This window comes from Streptomyces sp. NBC_00091, from assembly GCF_026343185.1.
Taxonomy (GTDB): Bacteria; Actinomycetota; Actinomycetes; order Streptomycetales; family Streptomycetaceae; genus Streptomyces.
Genome location: NZ_JAPEMA010000001.1, coordinates 4,250,161 through 4,269,960 on the forward strand (window position 1 = coordinate 4,250,161; position 19,800 = coordinate 4,269,960).

The following is a 19,800-nucleotide window of genomic DNA, read 5'->3' on the forward strand; positions in this document are numbered from 1 at the left end:
CGGAGTACGCGACCCGGCGTGACGGGTACAGGGCCGTACGGGTGAGAGGGCGGTCCGCGCACGCCCTCCCACCCGCTCCGGGAGCGGTCGCGTCACCCGCGCGGCGCGGCCCCGCGCCCGCGGAGCATGTCCGCCATCAGGGTCAGCTCCGACTGCTGCGCCTCGACCATGCCCTGCGCCAGGGCCTTCTCCGCCGGGGTGCCGCACTGGCGGGCGCAGCCCTCGGCCATGGCGACGCCGCCCTTGTGGTGGTCGGTCATCAGCTGGAGGTACAGCACCTCGGCGTCCCGGCCGCCGGCCGCGCCGAGCTTCCCGAGCTCCTCCTTGGTGGCCATGCCGGGCATCAGCGCGCCGGGCTTGGCGGCGGCGTGCCCCCCGTGGCCCGCGGATCCCCCGTGCCCCTGCGCGGACGCCATCCAGGACATCGGCGGCTCGTCGGCCACCACCTTCGGCAGCCCCCACAGGTCCAGCCAGCCCAGCAGCATGCCGCGCTGGTTGGCCTGGGTGTTCGCGATGTCGTACGCGAGCGCGCGCACGGCCTCGTCCTGGGTGCGGTCGCGGACGATGAAGGACATCTCCACCGCCTGCTGGTGGTGCACCGCCATGTCCCGGGCGAAGCCCGCGTCCGGCGAGTGGAGGGCCGGGGCGGCGGCCGCGGAGCCGCCGCGGCCGCCGTCCGGGCCGTTCGCGGTGGCGACCGTGGCCCCCACCGCGAACAGCACGGCCAGGACCACGGCCGCGCCCGCCACCCAGTACGTACGGGTCACTTTTCGGCCAGCCCGTTGGTGCAGGCGGCGCCCGGCTCGGGGGTCTGCTGGCCCTGCACGTACTTGGTGAAAAACTGCGCCACGCGCGGGTCGTCCGCCGTGTCGACCGTCAGCTGCTTGCCCCAGGCGCTGAGCATGATCGCCCCGGCCTGCTCCTTGTCGGGGCTCATCAGCGTGTACGGGGTCTTGCCGACCTTCTCCGCGAGCTTGTCGACCTCGCCCTTGGCGGCCTTGTCGTTGTACGTCACCCAGACCGCGCCGTGCTCCAGCGAGTGGACGGCGTTCACCTCGGGGATCGGGTTCTTGTAGACGTCGCCGTCGCAGTTCATCCAGCGGGGGTGGTGGTCGCCGCCGACGGGCGGGTTCATCTCGTACTTGACCGGGGTCTCGACGTGGTTGCGGCCGAGGTTCTTCGCGTCCCAGGTCTGCTCGCCGGAGACCGGCGCCTTGCGCGCCGCCAGCTCGTCCTTCTCCTTCTGCTTCTGCTCGATCAGCAGCCAGGACCCGAATCCGACGAGTCCGGCGACGATCGCCGTCGAGATGCCGATCGCCAGGAACTTGTTGCGCCGCTCGCGCGCCCGGTCGGCGCGGCGCATCTCGGCTATGCGGTTCTGGCGGGAGTTCTTGTCTGACGTCCTGCTGGCCATGTGCCCTGGTTCCTTCTGCTGAGGGGGGTGTGGGTGTGGAGCCGGTGGTGCCGTCTGGTGCGCCGGAGCGCTCAGGTCCGCAGCACTTGCAGGACGTGCAGGCCGGGGGCGCGCGCGAGGGTCCCGGGCGGCCGCACCGGCCCCGCGGCGGAGCCCGGGCGGGCGGCGGGCGCCGGTCCGCTCCGCGGCAGGGCCACGGCGGGCGGCGGGGCGGGCAGCACGGCCCGGGTCACGTGGGAGAGCGGGGAACAGCCCGGCAGGTCGTACGGGGACACGCAGGTGGCGTGCGCGCCGTGCCCGGCGTGCACCCGTCCGGGTTCCGCCGCGGGCCGCGCGCACAGGAACGCCACGCCGGCCGCCACCCCGAAGACGATCAGCAGCAGGAGGGAGGCGCGACGGAGGGGACGCCCGTGGCGCCCGCTGCGCGTGTGCTCCCAGCCCCCCATGGGCGCCGATGGTAATGCTCATGACGGGCCCTGGGTCAGAGCGGGGGTGCCATCGGCCTTGGGGGGTGCGTAATGTGGCGGAAACCACCACTGGCGATACTGGACGGGCCCGACTGCGCTCCCCGTCCCTTTGGGGTGGTGGTGCACAGATCGTCTGAACTGCGAGGATGAAGGCATGGACAAGCAGCAGGAATTCGTCCTCCGGACGCTCGAGGAGCGCGACATCCGCTTCGTGCGCCTGTGGTTCACCGATGTGCTGGGCTTCCTGAAGTCCGTCGCGGTCGCCCCCGCCGAGCTGGAGCAGGCCTTCGACGAGGGCATCGGCTTCGACGGCTCCGCGATCGAGGGCTTCGCCCGGGTCTACGAGTCCGACATGATCGCCAAGCCGGACCCGAGCACCTTCCAGATACTGCCGTGGCGCGCCGAGGCCCCCGGGACCGCCCGGATGTTCTGCGACATCCTGATGCCGGACGGCTCCCCGTCCTTCGCGGACCCGCGCTACGTCCTCAAGCGCATCCTGGCCAAGACCTCCGACCTGGGCTTCACCTTCTACACCCACCCGGAGATCGAGTTCTTCCTGCTCAAGGACAAGCCGCTGGACGGCACCCGTCCGGTCCCGGCCGACAACTCCGGCTACTTCGACCACACCCCGCAGAACGTGGGCATGGACTTCCGCCGCCAGGCGATCACCATGCTCGAATCCATGGGCATCTCGGTCGAGTTCAGCCACCACGAGGGCGCCCCGGGCCAGCAGGAGATCGACCTGCGCTACGCCGACGCCCTGTCCACGGCCGACAACATCATGACCTTCCGCCTGGTGATGAAGCAGGTCGCCCTGGAGCAGGGCGTCCAGGCCACCTTCATGCCGAAGCCCTTCTCCGAGTACCCGGGCTCCGGCATGCACACCCACCTCTCCCTCTTCGAGGGCGACCGCAACGCCTTCTACGAGTCGGGCGCCGAGTACCAGCTCTCGAAGGTCGGCCGGTCCTTCATCGCGGGCCTGCTCAAGCACGCGGCGGAGACGGCCGCGGTCACCAACCAGTGGGTCAACTCCTACAAGCGCATCTGGGGCGGCTCCTCCCGCAGCGCCGGCGCGGGCGGCGAGGCCCCCTCGTACATCTGCTGGGGCCACAACAACCGCTCGGCCCTGATCCGCGTCCCGATGTACAAGCCGGGCAAGACGGGTTCCTCCCGGGTCGAGGTCCGCTCGATCGACTCCGGAGCCAACCCCTACCTGACGTACGCCGTCCTCCTGGCGGCGGGCCTCAAGGGCATCGAGGAGGGCTACGAACTCCCGGCGGGCGCCGACGACGACGTCTGGGCCCTCTCCGACGCCGAACGCCGCGCGATGGGCATCGAGCCCCTCCCGCAGAACCTCGGCGAGGCCATCGCCCTGATGGAGCGCAGCGAGCTGGTCGCCGAAACCCTCGGCGAGCACGTCTTCGACTTCTTCCTGCGCAACAAGAAGCAGGAGTGGGAGGAGTACCGCTCGGAGGTCACCGCCTTCGAACTCCGCAAGAACCTGCCGGTGCTGTAGGGCTTCCGCCGGACCCCTCCGGGCCGCCGGTCACCGACCGGCGGCCCGGAGTCACTGCTGCGGCGCGCAGGTGAGGCTCACATCCTCGCTCCGCTCGGTCATGTTCGCGGAGGGGACGTGCAAGGTCACGAACGTCGTCACCAGGTTTCCGTTCGAGGAGACCAGTTCGACCACCTTGAGCAGAGAGTGGCTCTGCGTCGTGCCGAGGGCGAAGGTGACTGTGCCCTCGCCTATGCGGTCGTTGCTGGAGGCGAAGGTCCAGAAGTAGCGGACGTCGCCCTTCCCCACCGCGGTGATCTTGCCGTCGAACGCGGCCTTGACCGGCTTGGTGCAGTCGACCACGGTGCCCGACTTGGTGAGGGTGAGCACCTCGACCTTGGTGACCTGCACCTTCTGCTTGCCGCTGCCGCCGTCGTGCTTCTCCCGGGGCGGTGTGGCGCAGCCGATGCGGCCGCCCTTGGAGCTGACGCTGTACTTGCCGTAGCGGACGTCCTGCTTGTCGAAGGAGCCCTGGTCGTCCACCCGGGTGCGCAGGTTCGTCCGCGGTCCGTCGATCGTGACCGACTGGCCCGGCGCGAACCCGCTCAGCCGCAGGTCGTACGAGGTCTCCCCGCCCTGCCCGCCGGACGCGCCCGGCACCAGCTCGCAGAAGGCGGCGGGCAGGGCCGCCGAGGCGGCCGGGGCCGCGAGGGCGGGGGCGAGGACGACCGAGGAGGCGAGGAGCGGGGCGGCGAGGAGCGTGAGGTGGCGGTGCCGGTTCATCGTGCTGCCCTCCGTGACGGGAAAGCCCCCGATGCCGCTCCCAGGATATCGGCGGGGTCAGGCCGGGGGCGGGACGACCGCCGGGTGCCAGGTGGGACGGGGGGTGGTGGGGGCGGTCGTCGTGGTGTGGAGCTGGGCGTCCAGGCCCAGGACCGCTGTGGTCGTGGTGCCGGCCGGGTCGAGGACCGCTGAGGGGGCGCCCGCGTAGAGCATCCGGGACTCCGTCCAGGCGGGCGGGCCGCCGAGGGTGGTGGCGGCGATGGTGCCGGTGTCCGCGCGGCCCGTCACGAGGCGGCCCGCGACGCCGACCGCGCCGTAGCCCGCCCGGCCGCCGGACTCGGAGACGCTCGAGACCTGCGGGGCGCCCGGCCCCGCGGTGACCAGCGCGCTGCGGACCACCCCGGAGTCGGGGCGGCGGAAGTAGAGCCGCACGCCCGCACCGTCCCGGGCCGCCGAGAGGGGGACCGTGGTGGCGGGGAGCCCGGTGGGGAAGGGCCCGGCGAGCGGGGCGCCGGGGGCGGGCTGCGTCCAGGCCAGCACCGACTGGGTGGTGGTGGCGTAGACGTGGCGCCGCCCGGCGGTGTCGACCACCGAGACCGGGTCGCTCTGCAGGTCCTCGCCGCCCAGGCGCTGCCAGTCGGTGAAGCCGCCCGACGGCTCCTGGACGCGGGCGAGCAGGGTGCGGCGGGTGTCGCGGAGGTAGACGGTGAGGCGGCCCCCGGCGTCGACGGCGGCCGAGGGGGCGCTGATGGCCGAGGTGCCGGCCTCGTCACCGGGCTCGGGGGTGCCGAGGGAGAGCCACGCCCCGAACGGGCCGTCGGGCGCGGCCTGGACGGCGTACACGACCTCGCGCCGGTAGTCGGCCGGCCGGGGTCCGAGCGTGGTGCGGGTGGCGAGGACCGCGATGCGGCCGTCGGGGAGGCGGGCGGTGGTGGCGCCGGGGTCGATGCCGGTGCCGGGGAGCAGGGCGGGCCCGGTCCAGGCCCCGGCCCGGTCGCGGTTCCAGACGGCCATCCGGCCGTCCAGCGCGGCGAAGGCCCAGAGCCGGCCGGCGGTGCCCTCGGCGAGCCACGAGGTGTTGTCGGCGCGGGCGTAGCGCAGCGACTGGGCCCAGTGGCGGCCGGTGGGGCTGCCCGCCACCTTGCGGTCGCCGCAGCCCGAGGGGGAGCCGCAGTAGTCGGTGCGGTCCTGCCAGGCGTACGTCTTCAGGTAGCCGATCTTCGTCTCGGCGGTCTGCGGGTCCAGCGCGTGGGGGAGGGTGCCGTTGTGGTAGCCGAGGTAGTTCTGCACCGAGAACCGCGGCCGGTCCGCGACCCGCTCGGCGTACAGCGCGGTGGCGGCCTGTACGAAGCGGGCCCCGTACATGTGGTCCTGGTGGTCGGTGTACTTGCCGGTGTCCGCGTACCGGTTCGGCGTCGGGTCCTGCATCCGTATCGTCGTCGGCCGGTACCGCTCCAGGATCCCGGCTATGGACTGGACGACCTGGTCCTTGGTGTACGAGAACTGCTGCTTGACCGGGGTGCCGGTGGTCAGCTGGGCACCCAGCGCCGGTATCTCGCCGTTCCACAGGCCGCGCAGGCTGTCCGGGTTCTGCGCGGCCGGGTTGCGGGCCTCGCGCAGCTGGAGCCAGACCAGGTTGACCTGCGGGCGGGCGACGAGGACGTCGAGCTCGGCCTGTCCGCCGCCGGCGGTGGGTATGACCGTGCGCTTCCACGCGCTGGTGCGGTCGCCGGTGGCCATCTGCGCGTAGGCGGAGCGTATGCCGTTCTGCCGGGCCTCCGCGTAGTGGGCGCGGTCGGCCGGCTGCTCGGGGTCCTTGGCCTCGCCGCCGCGGGCCTCGTTGCGGCCGTCGGCCTCGCCGGAGGTGAGGTAGGCGGTGGTGACCGGGACTCCGGCCAGCAGGGAGCGGCTGAGGTCGGGGTTCATGAAGAACAGGTCGTCGTCGGGGTGCGCGACGATCTGGACGACCGTGCCGGAGGTGGTGCTGGCGGGGAGGGCGGCGGCCGGGTTCTTCCCCTGGCTCGTCTCGGCCGCGGTCTGCTGGCCGGAGGCGACGGCGATGACACCGGAGGCGCCCAGGGTCAGCATGGGCACCACGGCCGCGAGGAGGAAGCGGCGGCGGGAAAGGGGCATGGTCACGCCTCTTGAGGTCGCTTCGGGCAGGAAGAACCGCAGTTCAGTCAGTGAGAGGCCAAATCGGGGGAGTTGGTTCACCGATTTCGCCGATGACGCATGCTTTCCGGAAACGACCGGTTGTGATTGTGCCCTGTCCGGGCCCCTCCGCCGCCCATCTGCCCGGATCGTGGACGCGGTTGACGCACCCCGCCGGGCAAGGAAGGCCCTGGTGCGGGGTGTTACGGGGTGTTGGTAGTCAAAAGGGGGAAATGTCTGGCTGGTGGGGGTTTCCGCGTTCCTACGGGGCGCTGTTGCGCGGTCCCACCGGCTGCCAGGGCGCCAGGTGCGCGTCGGAACCGTCCGCCGAGGAGGTGACGTACAGCCGCGCGTCGAGGCCAACCACGGCCAGGCTGACCAGGTTCTTCCCCGTCATCGTGCTCGACGGGGCCCCGACGAACATCAGCGGCGAGCGCTGCCACGCCCCGTCCGGGCCGAGGTCGGAGCCGAGCTGCCCGCCCGCCGAGCGGCCCGCCAGCAGGTGCCCGCTCGCCGTCAGCGAGCCGAAGCCCTGGAGCCCGCCGAGGTCCGTGAGGCCGCTCACCTTCAGCCCGCCGTCGCCCGTCACCAGGGCGGTGCGGGCATTGCCCGAGCCCGGCTTGCGGAACAACAGCCGTATCCCGCCCTCGCGCCCGTGCGCCGTCAGCGCGAGCGTGGTGTCCGGCAGCCCGGTGGGGGTGGCCGGGCCGAGCGGGGCGCCTGGCTGCGGCTGCGCCCAGCCGGTCACCGACTTCGTGGTGGTCGCGAAGACCATCCGCCGCCCGGCCCCGTCGGTCGCGGTGACCGGGGTGCCCTGGAGGTCGGATCCGCCGTGACCCTCCCACGGGCCCCACTCCCCGTCGGGGCGCTGGACGCGGCCGCGCAGGGTGGAGGCCCCGTCGCGCACGTACACGGCCAGAGCGCCGGCGCCGTCGACGGACACGGCGGGCGCGCTGATGTCGGAGGTCCAGGCGTCGTCGGCGCCCTCCGGGGTGCCGAGCGAGCGCCACTCCCCGAACTCCGCGGAGCCGGGGGCCCGCTGGACGGCGTACACGACCTCGCGCAGGTAGTCGGCGGGCCTGGTGCCGAAGGAGGTGCGGGTGCCGAAGGCGGCTATCCGGCCGTCCGCCAGGGTGGCGGTGGAGACGCCCTGGTCCATGCCGGTGCCGGGGAGCAGGCGGGGGCCGCTCCAGCCGCCGATCAGGCCGCTGCGGTGCCAGAGGGCGACCTGCCCGTCGAGCACCGTGAAGGCCCACAGGCCGCGGTCCCCATCGGAGGCCAGCCAGGAGGTGCCGGTGCCGCGCGCGTAGTTGATGGACTGCGTCCAGCGGTTGCCCGACGGGTGGTCGGCGACCTTGAGGTCGCCGCAGCCGGCGTCGCTGCCGCAGTGGTTCTCCTTGTCGAGCCAGGCGTAGGTGCCCAGGATGTCCAGCTTCTCCTTGGCCTCGCCGGGGTCGAGTGCGCTGGGGAGGGAGCCGTTGAAGTAGCCGACGTAGTTCTGCACCGCGAAGTGCGGGCGGTCCTTGACCTCCCGCGCGTAGGCCTCGGTGGCCATCTGCACGAACCGGGCGCCGTAGAAGTGGTCCTGGTGGTCGGTGTAGCGCTTGGTGTCCTGGAAGCGGCCGGGGGTCGGGTCCTGGGCGCGGACGGTGGTGGGCCGGTACCGCTCGAGGATGCCCTCGATGGTCCGGACGACCTGGTCCTTCGTGTACGTGAACCCGTGCCTGACCGGGCTGCCGGAGGCGAGCACCGACTCCAGGTGCGGGACCCGGCCGTCCCACAGGCCGTGGAGGCTGTCGGGGACGTCCGCGTAGACGTTGCCCGCCTCGCGCAGCTGCAGCCAGACCAGGTTCACCTCGGGCTTGGCGACGAGGATGTCGACCTCGGCCTGCCCGCCGCCCTTGGTCGGGACGACGGTGCGCTTCCAGGCGCTGCTGCGGTCGCCGGTGGCCATCTTGGCGTAGGCGGCGCGGATGCCGTTCTGGCGGGCCTCGGCGTAGGCCGGCTTGTTGGGCGGGGTGGAGGCCTGCTGGGCGGCGCCCGCGTTGATGCCGTCGGCTTCGCCGGAGGTGAGGTAGACGGAGGTCACGGGGTGGCCGGCGGCTATGGAGTACCGCAGGTCCGGGTTCATGAAGTACAGGTCGTCGTCGGGGTGGGCGACGATCTGGAGCACCCGGCCGGGGTCGGGGGCGTCCGCGGCGGTGGCGGTGGTGGCCCTGGAATCGGCGGTGGTGGGCGCGTCGAGGCCGGCGAGGGCCTCGTTGCCCCGGAGTATGAGCATGCTGCCGGCGGCGGTGGCCGCGCAGAAGCCGACGACCTTGACGATCTTCCGGGCGAGCGGGTGGCCCCGGCCCCCGGCGGTCTCCGGGCCGGGCCCGCCGTCCGCCCCGGTGGCCCCGCGCTGCTGGGGGAGCGGTCCGGCGGTGGTGGAGGACGGCTCTCGGTCCTGTGTGGCGGAGCGGCCGGAGGAGGGCGTCGCGACGGAGCGGACGGGTCCGTCGGACATGGGGGCTCCTCGCGGCCGGTCGGATGGGGACCGGGCCCCCTCAGGCATAGATCTACAAGTAAACAGATAATCCGATAATCCGCCTCATGATATCGGCCACGGCGTCCGGTGAGTCGAACGCCTGCTCCGGCTAGGCTCGCTCCCAGGCCGGCCGGACCACACGGCAGCGACGCACTCGGGAGGCGGCGGGATGACAGTCCCGGGACGCAGGAGCAGCACCTTCATCAGGCTGCTGCGCAGCGGGTTCACCGACCCCACCCACGCGGCCCGGCTCCTCGACGCCGACGCGCTGGCCTCCGTACGCGCCGACCCGGTCCTCCTCGACGCCCTCGGCGCCACCGCCGACCCCGACCTCGCCCTGCACGGGCTGGTACGCCTCGCCGAGGCCCAGACCCCCGAGGAGCTGCCCCTGCTCCTCGACACCCTCGTCAGCGCCAAACCCCTGCGCGACCGCCTCCTCGGCGTGCTCGGCGCCTCCGAAGCCCTCGCCGACCACCTCGCCCGCCACCCCCGCGACTGGCAGGCCCTGGTCACCTACGAGGCCGCCGACCTGCACCCCGGGCTCGCCGAGTTCGAACACGGGCTGTCCGAGGCCCACGACCCCGTCGCCCTGCGCATCGCCTACCGCCGCTGCCTGCTCTCCATCGCCGCCCGCGACGTCTGCGGCACCACCGACGTCGCCCAGACCGCCGCCGAGCTGGCCGACCTCGCCACCGCCACCCTCCGCGCGGCTCTGCGCATCACGAGCGCCGCCGCCCCCGAGGACGCCGCCCGGTGCCGCCTCGCCGTCATCGCCATGGGCAAGTGCGGGGGCAACGAGCTCAACTACGTCTCCGACGTCGACGTGATCTTCGTCGGCGACGCCGCCCCCGGAGCCGACGAGGGCAAGGCCCTCCAGGCCGCCACCCGCCTCGCCTCCCACCTCATGCGGATCTGCTCCGAGACCACCGTCGAAGGCAGCATCTGGCCCGTCGACGCCAACCTCCGCCCCGAGGGCAGGAACGGCCCCCTCGTCCGCACCCTCGCCTCCCACCTCGCCTACTACCAGCGCTGGGCCAAGACCTGGGAGTTCCAGGCCCTCCTCAAGGCCCGCGCCGTCGCCGGCGACACCGACCTCGGCGCCCAGTACGTCGCCGCCATAACCCCGCTCGTCTGGCAGGCCGCCGAGCGCGAGAACTTCGTCGCCGACGTCCAGAAGATGCGCCGCCGCGTCGTCGACAACATCCCCGCCGCCCAGGTCGACCGCGAACTCAAACTCGGCCCCGGCGGCCTGCGCGACGTCGAGTTCGCCGTCCAGCTGCTCCAGCTCGTCCACGGCCGCAGCGACGCCACCCTGCACTCCGGCACCACCCTCGACGCCCTGCACGCCCTCGCCGCCGGCGGCTACGTCGGCCGCGCCGACGCCGCCCAGCTGCACGACGCGTACCGCTTCCTGCGCGCCATGGAACACCGCATCCAGCTCTACCGGCTGCGCCGCACCCACCTCGTCCCCGAGGACGAGTCCGACCTGCGGCGCCTGGGCCGCTCCATGGGCCTGCGCACCGAACCCGTCGCCGAACTCAACAAGGCCTGGCGCCGGCACGCCTCCGTCGTCCGCCGCCTCCACGAAAAGCTCTTCTACCGCCCGCTGCTCGACGCCGTCGCCCAGCTCGCCCCCGGCGAGACCCGGCTCTCCCCGCGCGCCGCCGGCCAGCGCCTCGAAGCCCTCGGCTACGCCGACCCGGCCTCCGCACTGCGCCACCTCGAAGCCCTCGCCTCCGGCGTCAGCCGCAAGGCCGCCATCCAGCGCACCCTGCTGCCGGTCCTCCTCGGCTGGTTCGCCGACTCCGCCGACCCGGACGCCGGACTCCTCGGCTTCCGCAAGGTCTCCGACGCCCTCGGCAAGACCCCCTGGTACCTGCGCCTGCTGCGCGACGAGGGCGCCGCCGCCGAGAACCTCGCCCGCGTGCTCTCCGCCGGACGCCTCGCCCCCGACCTCCTCCTGCGCGCCCCCGAGGCCGTCGCCCTGCTCGGCGACCCCGAAGGCCTGGAGCCCCGTACGCACGAGGCCCTCGAACAGGAGGTGCTCGCCGCCGTCGGCCGCGCCGACAGCGGGGAAGCCGCCGTCGCCGCCGCCCGCGGCGTGCGCCGCCGCGAGCTGTTCCGCACCGCCGCCGCCGACATCATCGCCTCCTACGGCACCGAGGACAGCCCCGCCGAGAAGGACCCCGGAGCCCTCGTCGACCGGGTCGGCGACGCCGTCTCCGACCTCACCGCCGCCACCATCGCCGGAGCCCTGCGCGCCGCCGTACGCGACCACTGGGGCGAGACCCTCCCCACCCGCTTCGCCGTCATCGGCGTCGGCCGCTTCGGCGGGCACGAACTGGGCTACGGCTCCGACGCCGACGTGCTCTTCGTCCACGAACCCCGCGAGGGCGTCGACGAACAGGAGGCCGCGAAGGCCGCCCAGACCGTCATCGCCGAGATGCGCCGGCTCCTCCAGCTGCCCACCGCCGACCCGCCGCTGCTCATCGACGCCGACCTGCGCCCCGAAGGCCGCTCCGGGCCCCTGGTACGCACCCTCTCCTCCTACGCCGCCTACTACCGGCGCTGGTCCCTGACCTGGGAGAGCCAGGCCCTGCTGCGCGCCGAGCCCGTCGCCGGCGACACCGAGCTGTGCGGCCGCTTCATCGAGCTGATCGACCCGCTGCGCTACCCGGCCGAAGGCCTCGGCGAGGACGCGGTCCGCGAGATCCGCCGCCTCAAGGCCCGGATGGAGTCCGAACGCCTGCCGCGCGGCGCCGACCCCACCTTGCACACCAAACTCGGCCGCGGCGGGCTCAGCGACGTCGAGTGGACCGTCCAGCTGCTCCAGATGCGGCACGCCTGGGCCGAACCGGGCCTGCGCACCACCCGCACCCGCGAGGCCCTGGCCGCCGCCCACGCCGCCGGGCTGATCCCGACCGAGGAGGCGCAGATCCTCGACGAGGCCTGGGTCCTCGCCACCCGCGTCCGCAACGCGGTCATGCTGGTGCGCGGCCGGGCCGGGGACACCTTCCCCTCCGACGCCCGCGAACTGGCCGCCGTCGGCCGCTACCTGGGCTACCCGGAGGGCCGGGTCGGCGAGATGCTGGACGACTACCGCCGCATCACCCGCCGCGCCCGCGCGGTGGTCGACGAACTGTTCTACGGCGGGTAGCCCGGCCACCCCCAGCGGTCAGGCGGTCCCGGCCGCCGCACCGCCCCGCAGGGTGCGGGCGTACGAGAGGAACGCCGCGAGCGCCAAGTCGAAGGCCGCGTCCGCCCGGCCCGGGCCGACCGCCACCAGGGCGCCCGCCAGCAGCGGGGTCTGCGGCGACGGCTCCCACATGGCCTCGGGGGCCGCCAGGTCCAGCGCCGAGCCCAGGACCAGGTTCTCCAGGCCGGTCAGCAGCGGCATCACCTGCGGCTCGGCGAAACCCGCCGCCCGCAGCAGGCGGCGAACGCCTTGTCCAGGCGCCGGAGCGTGGCCTGCTGGGACGAAAACGACCATCGGCCCTGATGCTCCGGGTCGGCTGTCCGGATCTCCTTGAGCTGTGCCGACTGCATGCCGTACTTGACGCTGGTCCGCGAAGAGTGTCGCCAGGCATCCCGGCGCTCCTGCAAAGCCCCGTTGTAGAGCGAGCCATGGTCGCGCAGCATCTCCGTCAGGGCGTGCACTTGTCGCAGGGTTGGGCGGAGGAGGAATCGGTACGCACGGCGCATCGCCCCTCCTGCTGCCTGGCCTCGGCTGGGTGGGTTAACCCTACTGGCGTATACCGATACTCACGGAGTTTCCGGTATTCCGCACATATGATCCCGCGATCACCGGAATTGGCTGCTCCGCCACTGCCTACCTCGAAGAGCTGGGTGTAGCCCAGCCCTCCGGATCCGAAGGAGAAGAACAGCCGTGCCCGCTGCCGACACCGTCCTCACCGGAGCCCGCGTCCGCACCCTCGACCCCGCCCGCCCCGAAGCCGGTGCGGTAGCCGTCAGCGGCGGCGAGATCGTGGCCGTCGGCCACGAGGCCGACGTACGCGACTGGCGCGGCCCCGCCACCCGGGTCCTCGACCTCGGCGGCGCCACCCTCACCCCCGGCCTCACCGACGCCCACAGCCACCCCGTCTGGGGCGTCGAGATGGCCACCGGCACCGACCTCTCAGCCGTCCGGGACCTCGACCAGCTGCGCGCCGCCCTGCGCGGCGCCGACCGCACCGGCGGCTGGATCCTGGGCTTCGGCCTCGACCACAACGCCTTCGGCGGCCGCCCCGTCGACCGGACCCTCATCGAGGACGCCGTCGACGGCGCCCCCGCCTTCCTGCGCCTCTACGACGGCCACTCCGCCCTCGCCAGCGGCCCGGCCCTGGCCGCCGCCGGGATCACCGGCCCGCGCGCCTTCACCCAGCGCTCCGAGATCGTCTGCGACGGCGACGGCCGGCCCACCGGGCACCTCATCGAGCACGCGGCGATGTCCCTGGTCGGCGCCCTCGCCCCCAAGCCCGCCCCCGCGGAGCGCCGCAGCCGCCTCCTCGAACTGCTCGGCGCCATGGCCGCCACCGGCCTCACCGGCGCCCACGTCATGGACCTCGGCGACGGAGACGTACCGGCCCTCCTCGCCACCGTCGAGTACGAGGCGGACCTGCCGCTCCGGCTGCGCCTGGCGCCCTGGTGCATGCCCGGCGCCGACGGGGCGGCACTGGCCTGGCTGATCGAGCTCCAGGGCACGCGCGGCCGCCACTGGCAGGTCGGCGGCGTCAAGTTCTTCATGGACGGCACGGTCGAGGGAGGCACCGCCTGGCTGGAGCACGCCGACTGCCACGGCCAGGGCACCGAGGCCTTCTGGCCCGACCCCGAGGAGTACTCGAGGGCCGTACGGGTCCTCGACGCGGCCGGGGTCCGCACCGCCACCCACGCCATCGGCGACGCCGCCGTCCGGCACGTCCTGGACACGGTCGCGGCCCTCGGGGAGCGGGCCCGCACGCGGCACCGCATCGAGCACATCGAGACCGTCCCCGACGACCAGCTGAAGCGGTTCGCCGAGCTGGGGGTGATCGCCTCCATGCAGCCCCCGCACACCGCGTACACCCGGGCCGACCACACCGACGAGTGGTCCAAGCGGCTCGGCGACGAGCGCGCCGGCCGCGCCTGGCGCTGCCGGGACCTGCGCGACGCGGGCGCGGTGCTGGCCCTCGGCTCGGACTGGCCCATCGCCCACCACGACGCCCGCCAGGTCCTCGCCACCGCCCTGCGCCCCCGCGGCGCGGCATCCGGCGGCCGGTTCCTGACCGGGCTGATGGCACTGGAGGGCATGACCTCCCACGCGGCGCTCGCGGCCGGGGAGCATGCCGTCGCGGGCCGGATCGCGCCCGGCTGCCGTGCGGACCTGACGGCCTTCACCCTCGACCCGGTCACCGCCGCCCCCGACGAGCTGGCCCAGGCCCCCGTCCGCCTGACCATGTCGGGCGGACGGATCACCCACCAGGAGGGCTAGGCCCTGTCGTCAAAGTAGCGCCGGTAAGGCCCGCGGCGTCCGGTGCCGTGCATCGCAAGGCGGAGGAGCTCCCGAGTACTGGACGTACTTGGGTGCTCCGACAACGCGGCGAGGTGCGGTGCCGGGCGTCGCGGGCCTGGGGGCACCTCCCAGCGGTAGCTGGGGGAGGGACTTTGACGACAGGGCCTAGGCCTAGGCCCGCCGGAAGCGGTTCAGCAGGGCCGAGGCGGGGTGCGGACCGGTGTGCACCGGCTGGCGCGGCAGCCGGTGCGGCAGCGATCCGTACCAGGCGTGGGAGACGGCGTACCCGAAGGCCAGGCACATCATGCCGCCGACGGCGTCGAGCCAGAAGTGGTTGGCGGTGGCCACGATCACGACCAGGGTCGCCGCCGGGTACAGCAGCCCCAGGAGCCGGGCCCACGGGGCGGAGGCCACCGCGAAGATGGTCAGCCCGCACCAGAGCGACCACCCTATGTGCATGGACGGCATCGCCGCGTACTGGTTCGACATCTGCTTGAGGTTCCCCGAGGCCATGGAGCCCCAGGTGTGGTGCACCAGCACGGTGTCGATGAACTGCTGCCCGTTCATCAGGCGGGGCGGCGCCAGCGGGTAGAGGTAGTAGCCGACCAGGGCCACGCCCGTGGTGGCGAAGAGGATGAGGCGGGTGGCGGCGTAACGCCCGGGATGGAAACGGTAGATCCACACCAGGACGCCGATGGTCACGATGAAGTGGAGCGTCGCGTAGTAGTAGTTCATGCTCACCACCAGCCACGTCACCGAGTTCACGGCGTGGTTGACGGACTGTTCCACGGCGATGCCGAGACCGCGCTCCACGCTCCAGATCCAGTCGGCGTTCGCGAGCGCGGCCGCCTTCTGCTCGGGCACGGCGTTGCGGATCAGCGAGTACGTCCAGTAGCTGACGGCGATCAGCAGGATCTCGAACCAGATCCGCGGCCGGCGCGGGACGCGCAGCCGGGTCAGCAGGGGGCGATCCGGCTCCGGACGGGTCTCGTCCTCGGTCACGATGGGTGACGAGACGTCCGTCCGAGTTTCCAGTGTCTTCACGCTCGCTTCACCCATGGGGAGAGAGTCTGCCAGATGCGTTCCCGGCTCCGATCATCCCTCGGGACGGTCTTCGGCGCCTCTCCTCAGCCCTACGGACTACCCCTCCCTAGGGGGTACGCCGTTGCCCCGGCCCCGAGGCCGTCGACCCGCGGACCACCAGCTCGGGCAGGAACACGAACTCGCTGTGCGGGGCCGGCGTGCCGCCGATCTCCTCCAGCAGGGTCCGCACCGCCGCCTGCCCCATGGCCTGCACGGGCTGGCGGATGGTGGTCAGCGGCGGATCGGTGAACGCTATGAGGGGGGAGTCGTCGAAGCCGACCACCGACACGTCCTGCGGCACCCGCAGCCCCTGCTGGCGGGCGGCCCGGATCGCGCCGAGCGCCATCATGTCGCTCGCGCACACCACCGCCGTGCAGCCCCGCCCGATGAGCGCGGTCGCGGCGGCCTGACCGCCCTCCAGGGTGTACAGGGAGTGCTGGATCAGCTCCTCCACCTCGGCCTCGCCGAGCCCGAGCCGCTCCTGCACGGCGGCCCGGAAGCCCTCGATCTTGCGCAGCACCGGCACGAACCGCTTGGGCCCGACCGCGAGCCCGATCCGGGTGTGCCCGAGCGCCGTCAGGTGGGTCACGGCGAGGTGCATCGCGGCCCGGTCGTCGGGGGAGACGAAGGGGGCCCGCACCTTGTCGGAGAAACCGTTGATCAGGACGTACGGGACGCCCTGGCCGCGCAGTTGGTCGTAGCGGCCCATGTCGGCGGTGGTGTCGGCGTGCAGCCCGGACACGAAGATGATCCCGGAGACCCCGCGGTCCACCAGCATCTCGGTCAGTTCGTCCTCGGTGGACCCGCCGGGCGTCTGCGTCGCCAGCACCGGGGTGTACCCCTGCCGGGTCAGGGCCTGGCCGATGACCTGCGCGAGCGCTGGGAAGATGGGGTTGTCCAGCTCGGGGGTTATCAGACCGACGAGCCCCGCGCTGCGCTGGCGCAGCCGCACGGGCCGCTCGTAGCCGAGCACGTCGAGCGCGGCCAGCACGGATTCACGGGTGCCGGCGGCCACACCGGGCTTGCCGTTGAGCACGCGGCTGACTGTGGCTTCGCTGACCCCCGCCTGGGCTGCGATGTCGGCTAGCCGTGCGGTCACGGGATTGGACTGTACCGGTAGCGGGCTCACATCGCCCACCACGTGCAGGAATCGGGGGCAAGACGGACCGTGCGGCCGTCCGTCTCGACCGGGGAGCTGGAGAGGACGGGCCGGCCGGGGGAGGGCAGCTCCACCGAGGTGGGGCGGGTGTTGAGGGTGCAGGCGAAACCGGGGCGGGTGAAGAGGAGGACGCCCTCGGGCGCGGGGCGCCAGCGCATGCCCCGCGTGAAGACCGCGGGCCCCGCCCCCGTTCCGGGCCACTCGTCGCCGGGCCCGCCCTGCCCCGCCGCGGGTGCGCCCAGGCCCGGCATGGCCCGGCGCAGCTCGAGGGCGGCGCGGTACAGCTCCAGCGTCGAGTGCGGGTCCCCGGTCTGCGCGGCCACGCTCAGCCCCGCCCAGCCGGCGGGCTGCGGCAGCCAGCTGCCGCCGGCGCCGAACCCGTACGGGGCCTCCTCGCCCGACCACGGGATCGGTACGCGGCACCCGTCGCGCAGCCCCTCCTGCCCGTCGGCCTCGGGCCGCGCCGCCCCGGGCCGCGCCGCCCCGGTCCCGGTCCGCGCGGCGGACGTCCGGCGGAAGGCCGGGTCCCGGCGGGCCTCGTCCGGGAGGTCGGTGACCTCCGGCAGGCCGAGCTCCTCGCCCTGGTAGACGTACGCCGACCCGGGCAGCGCCAGCATCAGCAGCGCGGCCGCCCGCGCCCGGGCCAGGCCCTGCGCCCCGCCCCCGTACCGGGTGACGTGCCGTACGACGTCGTGGTTGGACAGCACCCAGGTCGTCGGGGCGCCGACGGAGGCGGTGGCGGCCAGCGACTCGTCGATGACGGTCCGCATGGCGGCCGGGTCCCAGGGGCAGTTCAGGAACCGGAAGTTGAAGGCCTGGTGCAGCTCGTCGGGGCGTACGTACAGCGCGAGCCGCTCCGAGGTCGGCGCCCAGGCCTCGGCGACCCCGATGCGCGGGCCCTCGTAGGAGTCGAGCAGGCGGCGCCAGGAGCGGTGGATCTCGTGGACCCCGTCCTGGTCGAAGAAGGGGAGCGGCTCGGTGCCGATCAGCGTGGCCTGGGCGCCGCGGCCGATGTCGGGCAGGCCGGGTGCCTTGACCATGCCGTGGGCCACGTCCACGCGGAAGCCGTCCACCCCGAGGTCGAGCCAGAAGCGCAGCACCGAGGCGAACTCCTCCGCCACCTCCGGGTGCTCCCAGTCGAGGTCGGGCTGCTCGGGGGCGAAGAGGTGCAGGTACCAGTCGCCTCCCCCAGCCTCCGGCCGGGAGGTGCCCCCATCTACGCGGGTCCAGGCCGGGCCGCCGAACACGGACTCCCAGTCGTTCGGGGGCTCGGATCCGTCGACGCCCCGCCCCGGGCGGAACAGGTACCGCTCCCGGGCGCCGGGCACGCCGGCGAGGGCCTCGCGGAACCAGGGGTGGGCCTCGGAGGTGTGGTTCGGCACCACGTCCACGATCACCCGCAGGCCCAGCGCGTGCGCGGCCCGTACCAGGTCGTCGGCGTCGGCGAGGTCCCCGAAGAGGGGGTCGACGGCCCGGTAGTCGGCGACGTCGTAGCCGCCGTCCGCCTGCGGGGACACGTAGAAGGGGGTCAGCCACACCGCGTCCACGCCGAGGCGGGCCAGGTGCGGGAGCCGCTCGCGCACCCCGCGCAGGTCCCCGACGCCGTCGCCGTCGCTGTCCGCGAAGGAGCGGACGTACACCTGATAGATGACGGCATCGCGCCACCAGTCTTCGCTCACGGTCGGGTTGCTGGAAGCTCTTGCAAGCGGGGCGGCCGTCAACTCGTGGTTCATAACGGGGTCAACGCGCGTACACGCCCCCTGGTTGCGGGCCTGTGCGATCGAAGCGCCATCGAACTAACAGCAAGCTGCGGCAACCGTAGGGACACACGGATGTAACGATCGCCTCCGCTTGCAGAAAATTGCCGCAAGGTCTTTCCGTCGGCTTTCAGGCTTGTTACGTTCCTCGCAACTCGGGACCGCGAGGGCGCGGCCGGGATCATCGAAGGAGTTCATATGCGGCGTGGCATAGCGGCCACCGCGCTGGTCGCGACCCTGGCACTCGCGGCGACGGCTTGCGGCGGTGACACCAACGACGGTGGCGAGACGAAGGCCGGCGGCGAGCTGACCGGCACCGTCACCTGGTGGGACACCTCGAACGACGCCGAGAAGGCCAGCTTCCAGAAGATCGCCGAGGCCTTCACCGCGAAGCACCCGAAGGTCACCGTCAAGTACGTCAACGTGCCCTACGGCGACGCCCAGAACAAGGTCAAGAACGCCTTCAGCAGCGGCTCCGAGGCCCCGGACGTGATCCGCGCCGACGTCGGCTGGGTCGCCGACTTCGCCTCGCTCGGCTACCTCGACGAGGTCCCGGCCGACACCGCGAAGAAGATCGACGCCGAGTTCCTGCCGCAGGCCGCCGCCAGCGGCAAGTTCGAGGGCAAGACCTTCGCCGTACCGCAGGTCATCGACACCCTCGGCCTCTTCTACAACAAGAAGATGCTCGCCGACGCCGGCGTCCAGCCGCCCAAGACGCTGGAGGAGCTGAAGACCGCCGCCACGGCCATCAAGGCCAAGACCGGCAAGACCGGCCTCTACCTGCGCGGCGACGACTCCTACTGGTTCCTCCCCTTCATCTACGGCGAGGGCGGCGACCTCGTCGACGCCAAGACCAAGACGGTCACCGTCGACAACCCCGCCGGCGTCAAGGGCTTCAAGGCCGCCCGCGACCTGGTCACCTCCGGCGCGGCGGTCACCAACGCCACCGACGGCTGGACCAACATGCAGACCGCCTTCAAGTCCGGGGAGGTCGCGATGATGATCAACGGCCCCTGGGCCGTCGCGGACAGCTACGCCGGCGACCAGTTCAAGGACAAGGCCAACCTCGGCGTCGCCCCCGTCCCGGCCGGCTCCGCCAAGGCCGGCGCCCCCCAGGGCGGCCACGACCTCGCCGTCTACGCGGGCTCCAAGAACCGCACCGCCGCGCACGCCTTCGTGGAGTACCTGACCTCCCAGGAGGTCCAGGTCCAGTCCGCCAAGGAGCTGAGCCTGCTGCCGACGCGCACCGCCGCCTACGAGCAGCCGGACGTCAAGGCCAGCGAGATGGTGCAGTTCTTCAAGCCGGCCGTCGACAAGGCCGTCGAGCGCGCCTGGATCCCGGAGAACGGCTCCCTCTTCGAGCCGCTGAAGGTCGAGTACACCAAGGCCGTCACCGGCACCTCGACCCCCGAAGAAGCGGCCAAGGCGGCCGGCGTCGAATTCCGCAAGATCCTCAAGGGCTGGAAGTAGTACGAA

General features: G+C 73.0%; 13 protein-coding genes and 2 pseudogenes. 4 read left to right on the top strand and 11 right to left on the bottom strand.

The window, feature by feature from the left end; all coding sequences use genetic code 11:
- Positions 1 to 92: 92 nt before the first annotated feature.
- The 3 genes from OOK34_RS19625 to OOK34_RS19635 form a co-directional block, all read right to left on the bottom strand.
- Positions 93 to 767, bottom strand: a complete 675-nt coding sequence (locus tag OOK34_RS19625) for a DUF305 domain-containing protein (RefSeq protein ID WP_267035160.1) — start codon at positions 765 to 767, stop codon at positions 93 to 95.
- Positions 764 to 1,414, bottom strand: a complete 651-nt coding sequence (locus tag OOK34_RS19630) for a DUF3105 domain-containing protein (RefSeq protein WP_267035161.1) — start codon at positions 1,412 to 1,414, stop codon at positions 764 to 766. Before OOK34_RS19630 ends, OOK34_RS19625 begins: the two co-directional genes overlap by 4 nt.
- Before the next feature lie 71 nt (positions 1,415 to 1,485).
- A complete protein-coding gene (locus OOK34_RS19635) occupies positions 1,486 to 1,860 on the bottom strand; it encodes a hypothetical protein (RefSeq protein WP_267035162.1) in 375 nt (124 codons plus the stop codon).
- A 175-nt stretch (positions 1,861 to 2,035) separates the two neighbouring features.
- Here OOK34_RS19635 and OOK34_RS19640 point away from each other — a divergent pair, with 175 nt between their 5' ends.
- On the top strand, positions 2,036 to 3,397 hold the full coding sequence (locus OOK34_RS19640) for a glutamine synthetase family protein (protein WP_189963779.1): 1,362 nt from the start codon (positions 2,036 to 2,038) through the stop codon (positions 3,395 to 3,397).
- A gap of 51 nt (positions 3,398 to 3,448) precedes the next feature.
- On the opposite strand, the gene OOK34_RS19645 is transcribed toward OOK34_RS19640, so the two are convergent.
- The 3 genes from OOK34_RS19645 to OOK34_RS19655 form a co-directional block, all read right to left on the bottom strand.
- On the bottom strand, positions 3,449 to 4,159 hold the full coding sequence (locus OOK34_RS19645) for a hypothetical protein (RefSeq protein WP_267035163.1): 711 nt from the start codon (positions 4,157 to 4,159) through the stop codon (positions 3,449 to 3,451).
- A 57-nt stretch (positions 4,160 to 4,216) separates the two neighbouring features.
- Positions 4,217 to 6,292: a PIG-L family deacetylase gene (locus OOK34_RS19650; protein ID WP_267035164.1), complete on the bottom strand. Its 2,076-nt coding sequence runs from the start codon at positions 6,290 to 6,292 to the stop codon at positions 4,217 to 4,219.
- Positions 6,293 to 6,572: 280 nt separating this feature from the next.
- Positions 6,573 to 8,816: a PIG-L family deacetylase gene (locus tag OOK34_RS19655; protein ID WP_267035165.1), complete on the bottom strand. Its 2,244-nt coding sequence runs from the start codon at positions 8,814 to 8,816 to the stop codon at positions 6,573 to 6,575.
- Positions 8,817 to 9,006: 190 nt separating this feature from the next.
- On the opposite strand from OOK34_RS19655, the gene OOK34_RS19660 reads away from it, so the two are divergent.
- Positions 9,007 to 11,994, top strand: coding sequence for a bifunctional [glutamine synthetase] adenylyltransferase/[glutamine synthetase]-adenylyl-L-tyrosine phosphorylase (locus OOK34_RS19660; protein ID WP_267035166.1), 2,988 nt, complete (start codon positions 9,007 to 9,009; stop codon positions 11,992 to 11,994).
- 18 nt (positions 11,995 to 12,012) lie between these two features.
- On the opposite strand, the pseudogene OOK34_RS19665 reads toward OOK34_RS19660, so the two are convergent.
- Positions 12,013 to 12,270: pseudogene (locus OOK34_RS19665) on the bottom strand (TetR/AcrR family transcriptional regulator); the annotation flags it as partial.
- Positions 12,270 to 12,539, bottom strand: a pseudogene (locus tag OOK34_RS19670) (RNA-guided endonuclease TnpB family protein); the annotation flags it as partial. The pseudogenes OOK34_RS19665 and OOK34_RS19670, both read right to left, overlap by 1 nt.
- A 184-nt stretch (positions 12,540 to 12,723) precedes the next feature.
- On the opposite strand from OOK34_RS19670, the gene OOK34_RS19675 reads away from it, so the two are divergent.
- On the top strand, positions 12,724 to 14,304 hold the full coding sequence (locus tag OOK34_RS19675; RefSeq protein WP_267035167.1) for an amidohydrolase: 1,581 nt from the start codon (positions 12,724 to 12,726) through the stop codon (positions 14,302 to 14,304).
- Positions 14,305 to 14,496: 192 nt separating this feature from the next.
- Here the strand turns inward: OOK34_RS19675 and OOK34_RS19680 are convergent, their stop codons facing one another.
- The 3 genes from OOK34_RS19680 to OOK34_RS19690 form a co-directional block, all read right to left on the bottom strand.
- Positions 14,497 to 15,384: a phosphatase PAP2 family protein gene (locus tag OOK34_RS19680; RefSeq protein WP_267035168.1), complete on the bottom strand. Its 888-nt coding sequence runs from the start codon at positions 15,382 to 15,384 to the stop codon at positions 14,497 to 14,499.
- 91 nt (positions 15,385 to 15,475) lie between these two features.
- On the bottom strand, positions 15,476 to 16,507 hold the full coding sequence (locus tag OOK34_RS19685) for a LacI family DNA-binding transcriptional regulator (protein WP_267035169.1): 1,032 nt from the start codon (positions 16,505 to 16,507) through the stop codon (positions 15,476 to 15,478).
- A gap of 26 nt (positions 16,508 to 16,533) precedes the next feature.
- The gene (locus tag OOK34_RS19690; protein WP_267035170.1) at positions 16,534 to 18,300 is read right to left on the bottom strand and encodes a glycoside hydrolase family 13 protein; all 1,767 of its coding nucleotides are present in this window, start codon (positions 18,298 to 18,300) and stop codon (positions 16,534 to 16,536) included.
- Between the two features lie 222 nt (positions 18,301 to 18,522).
- Between OOK34_RS19690 and OOK34_RS19695 the strand changes: the two genes are divergently transcribed.
- Positions 18,523 to 19,794: an extracellular solute-binding protein gene (locus tag OOK34_RS19695; RefSeq protein ID WP_267035171.1), complete on the top strand. Its 1,272-nt coding sequence runs from the start codon at positions 18,523 to 18,525 to the stop codon at positions 19,792 to 19,794.
- Positions 19,795 to 19,800 lie beyond the last annotated feature (6 nt).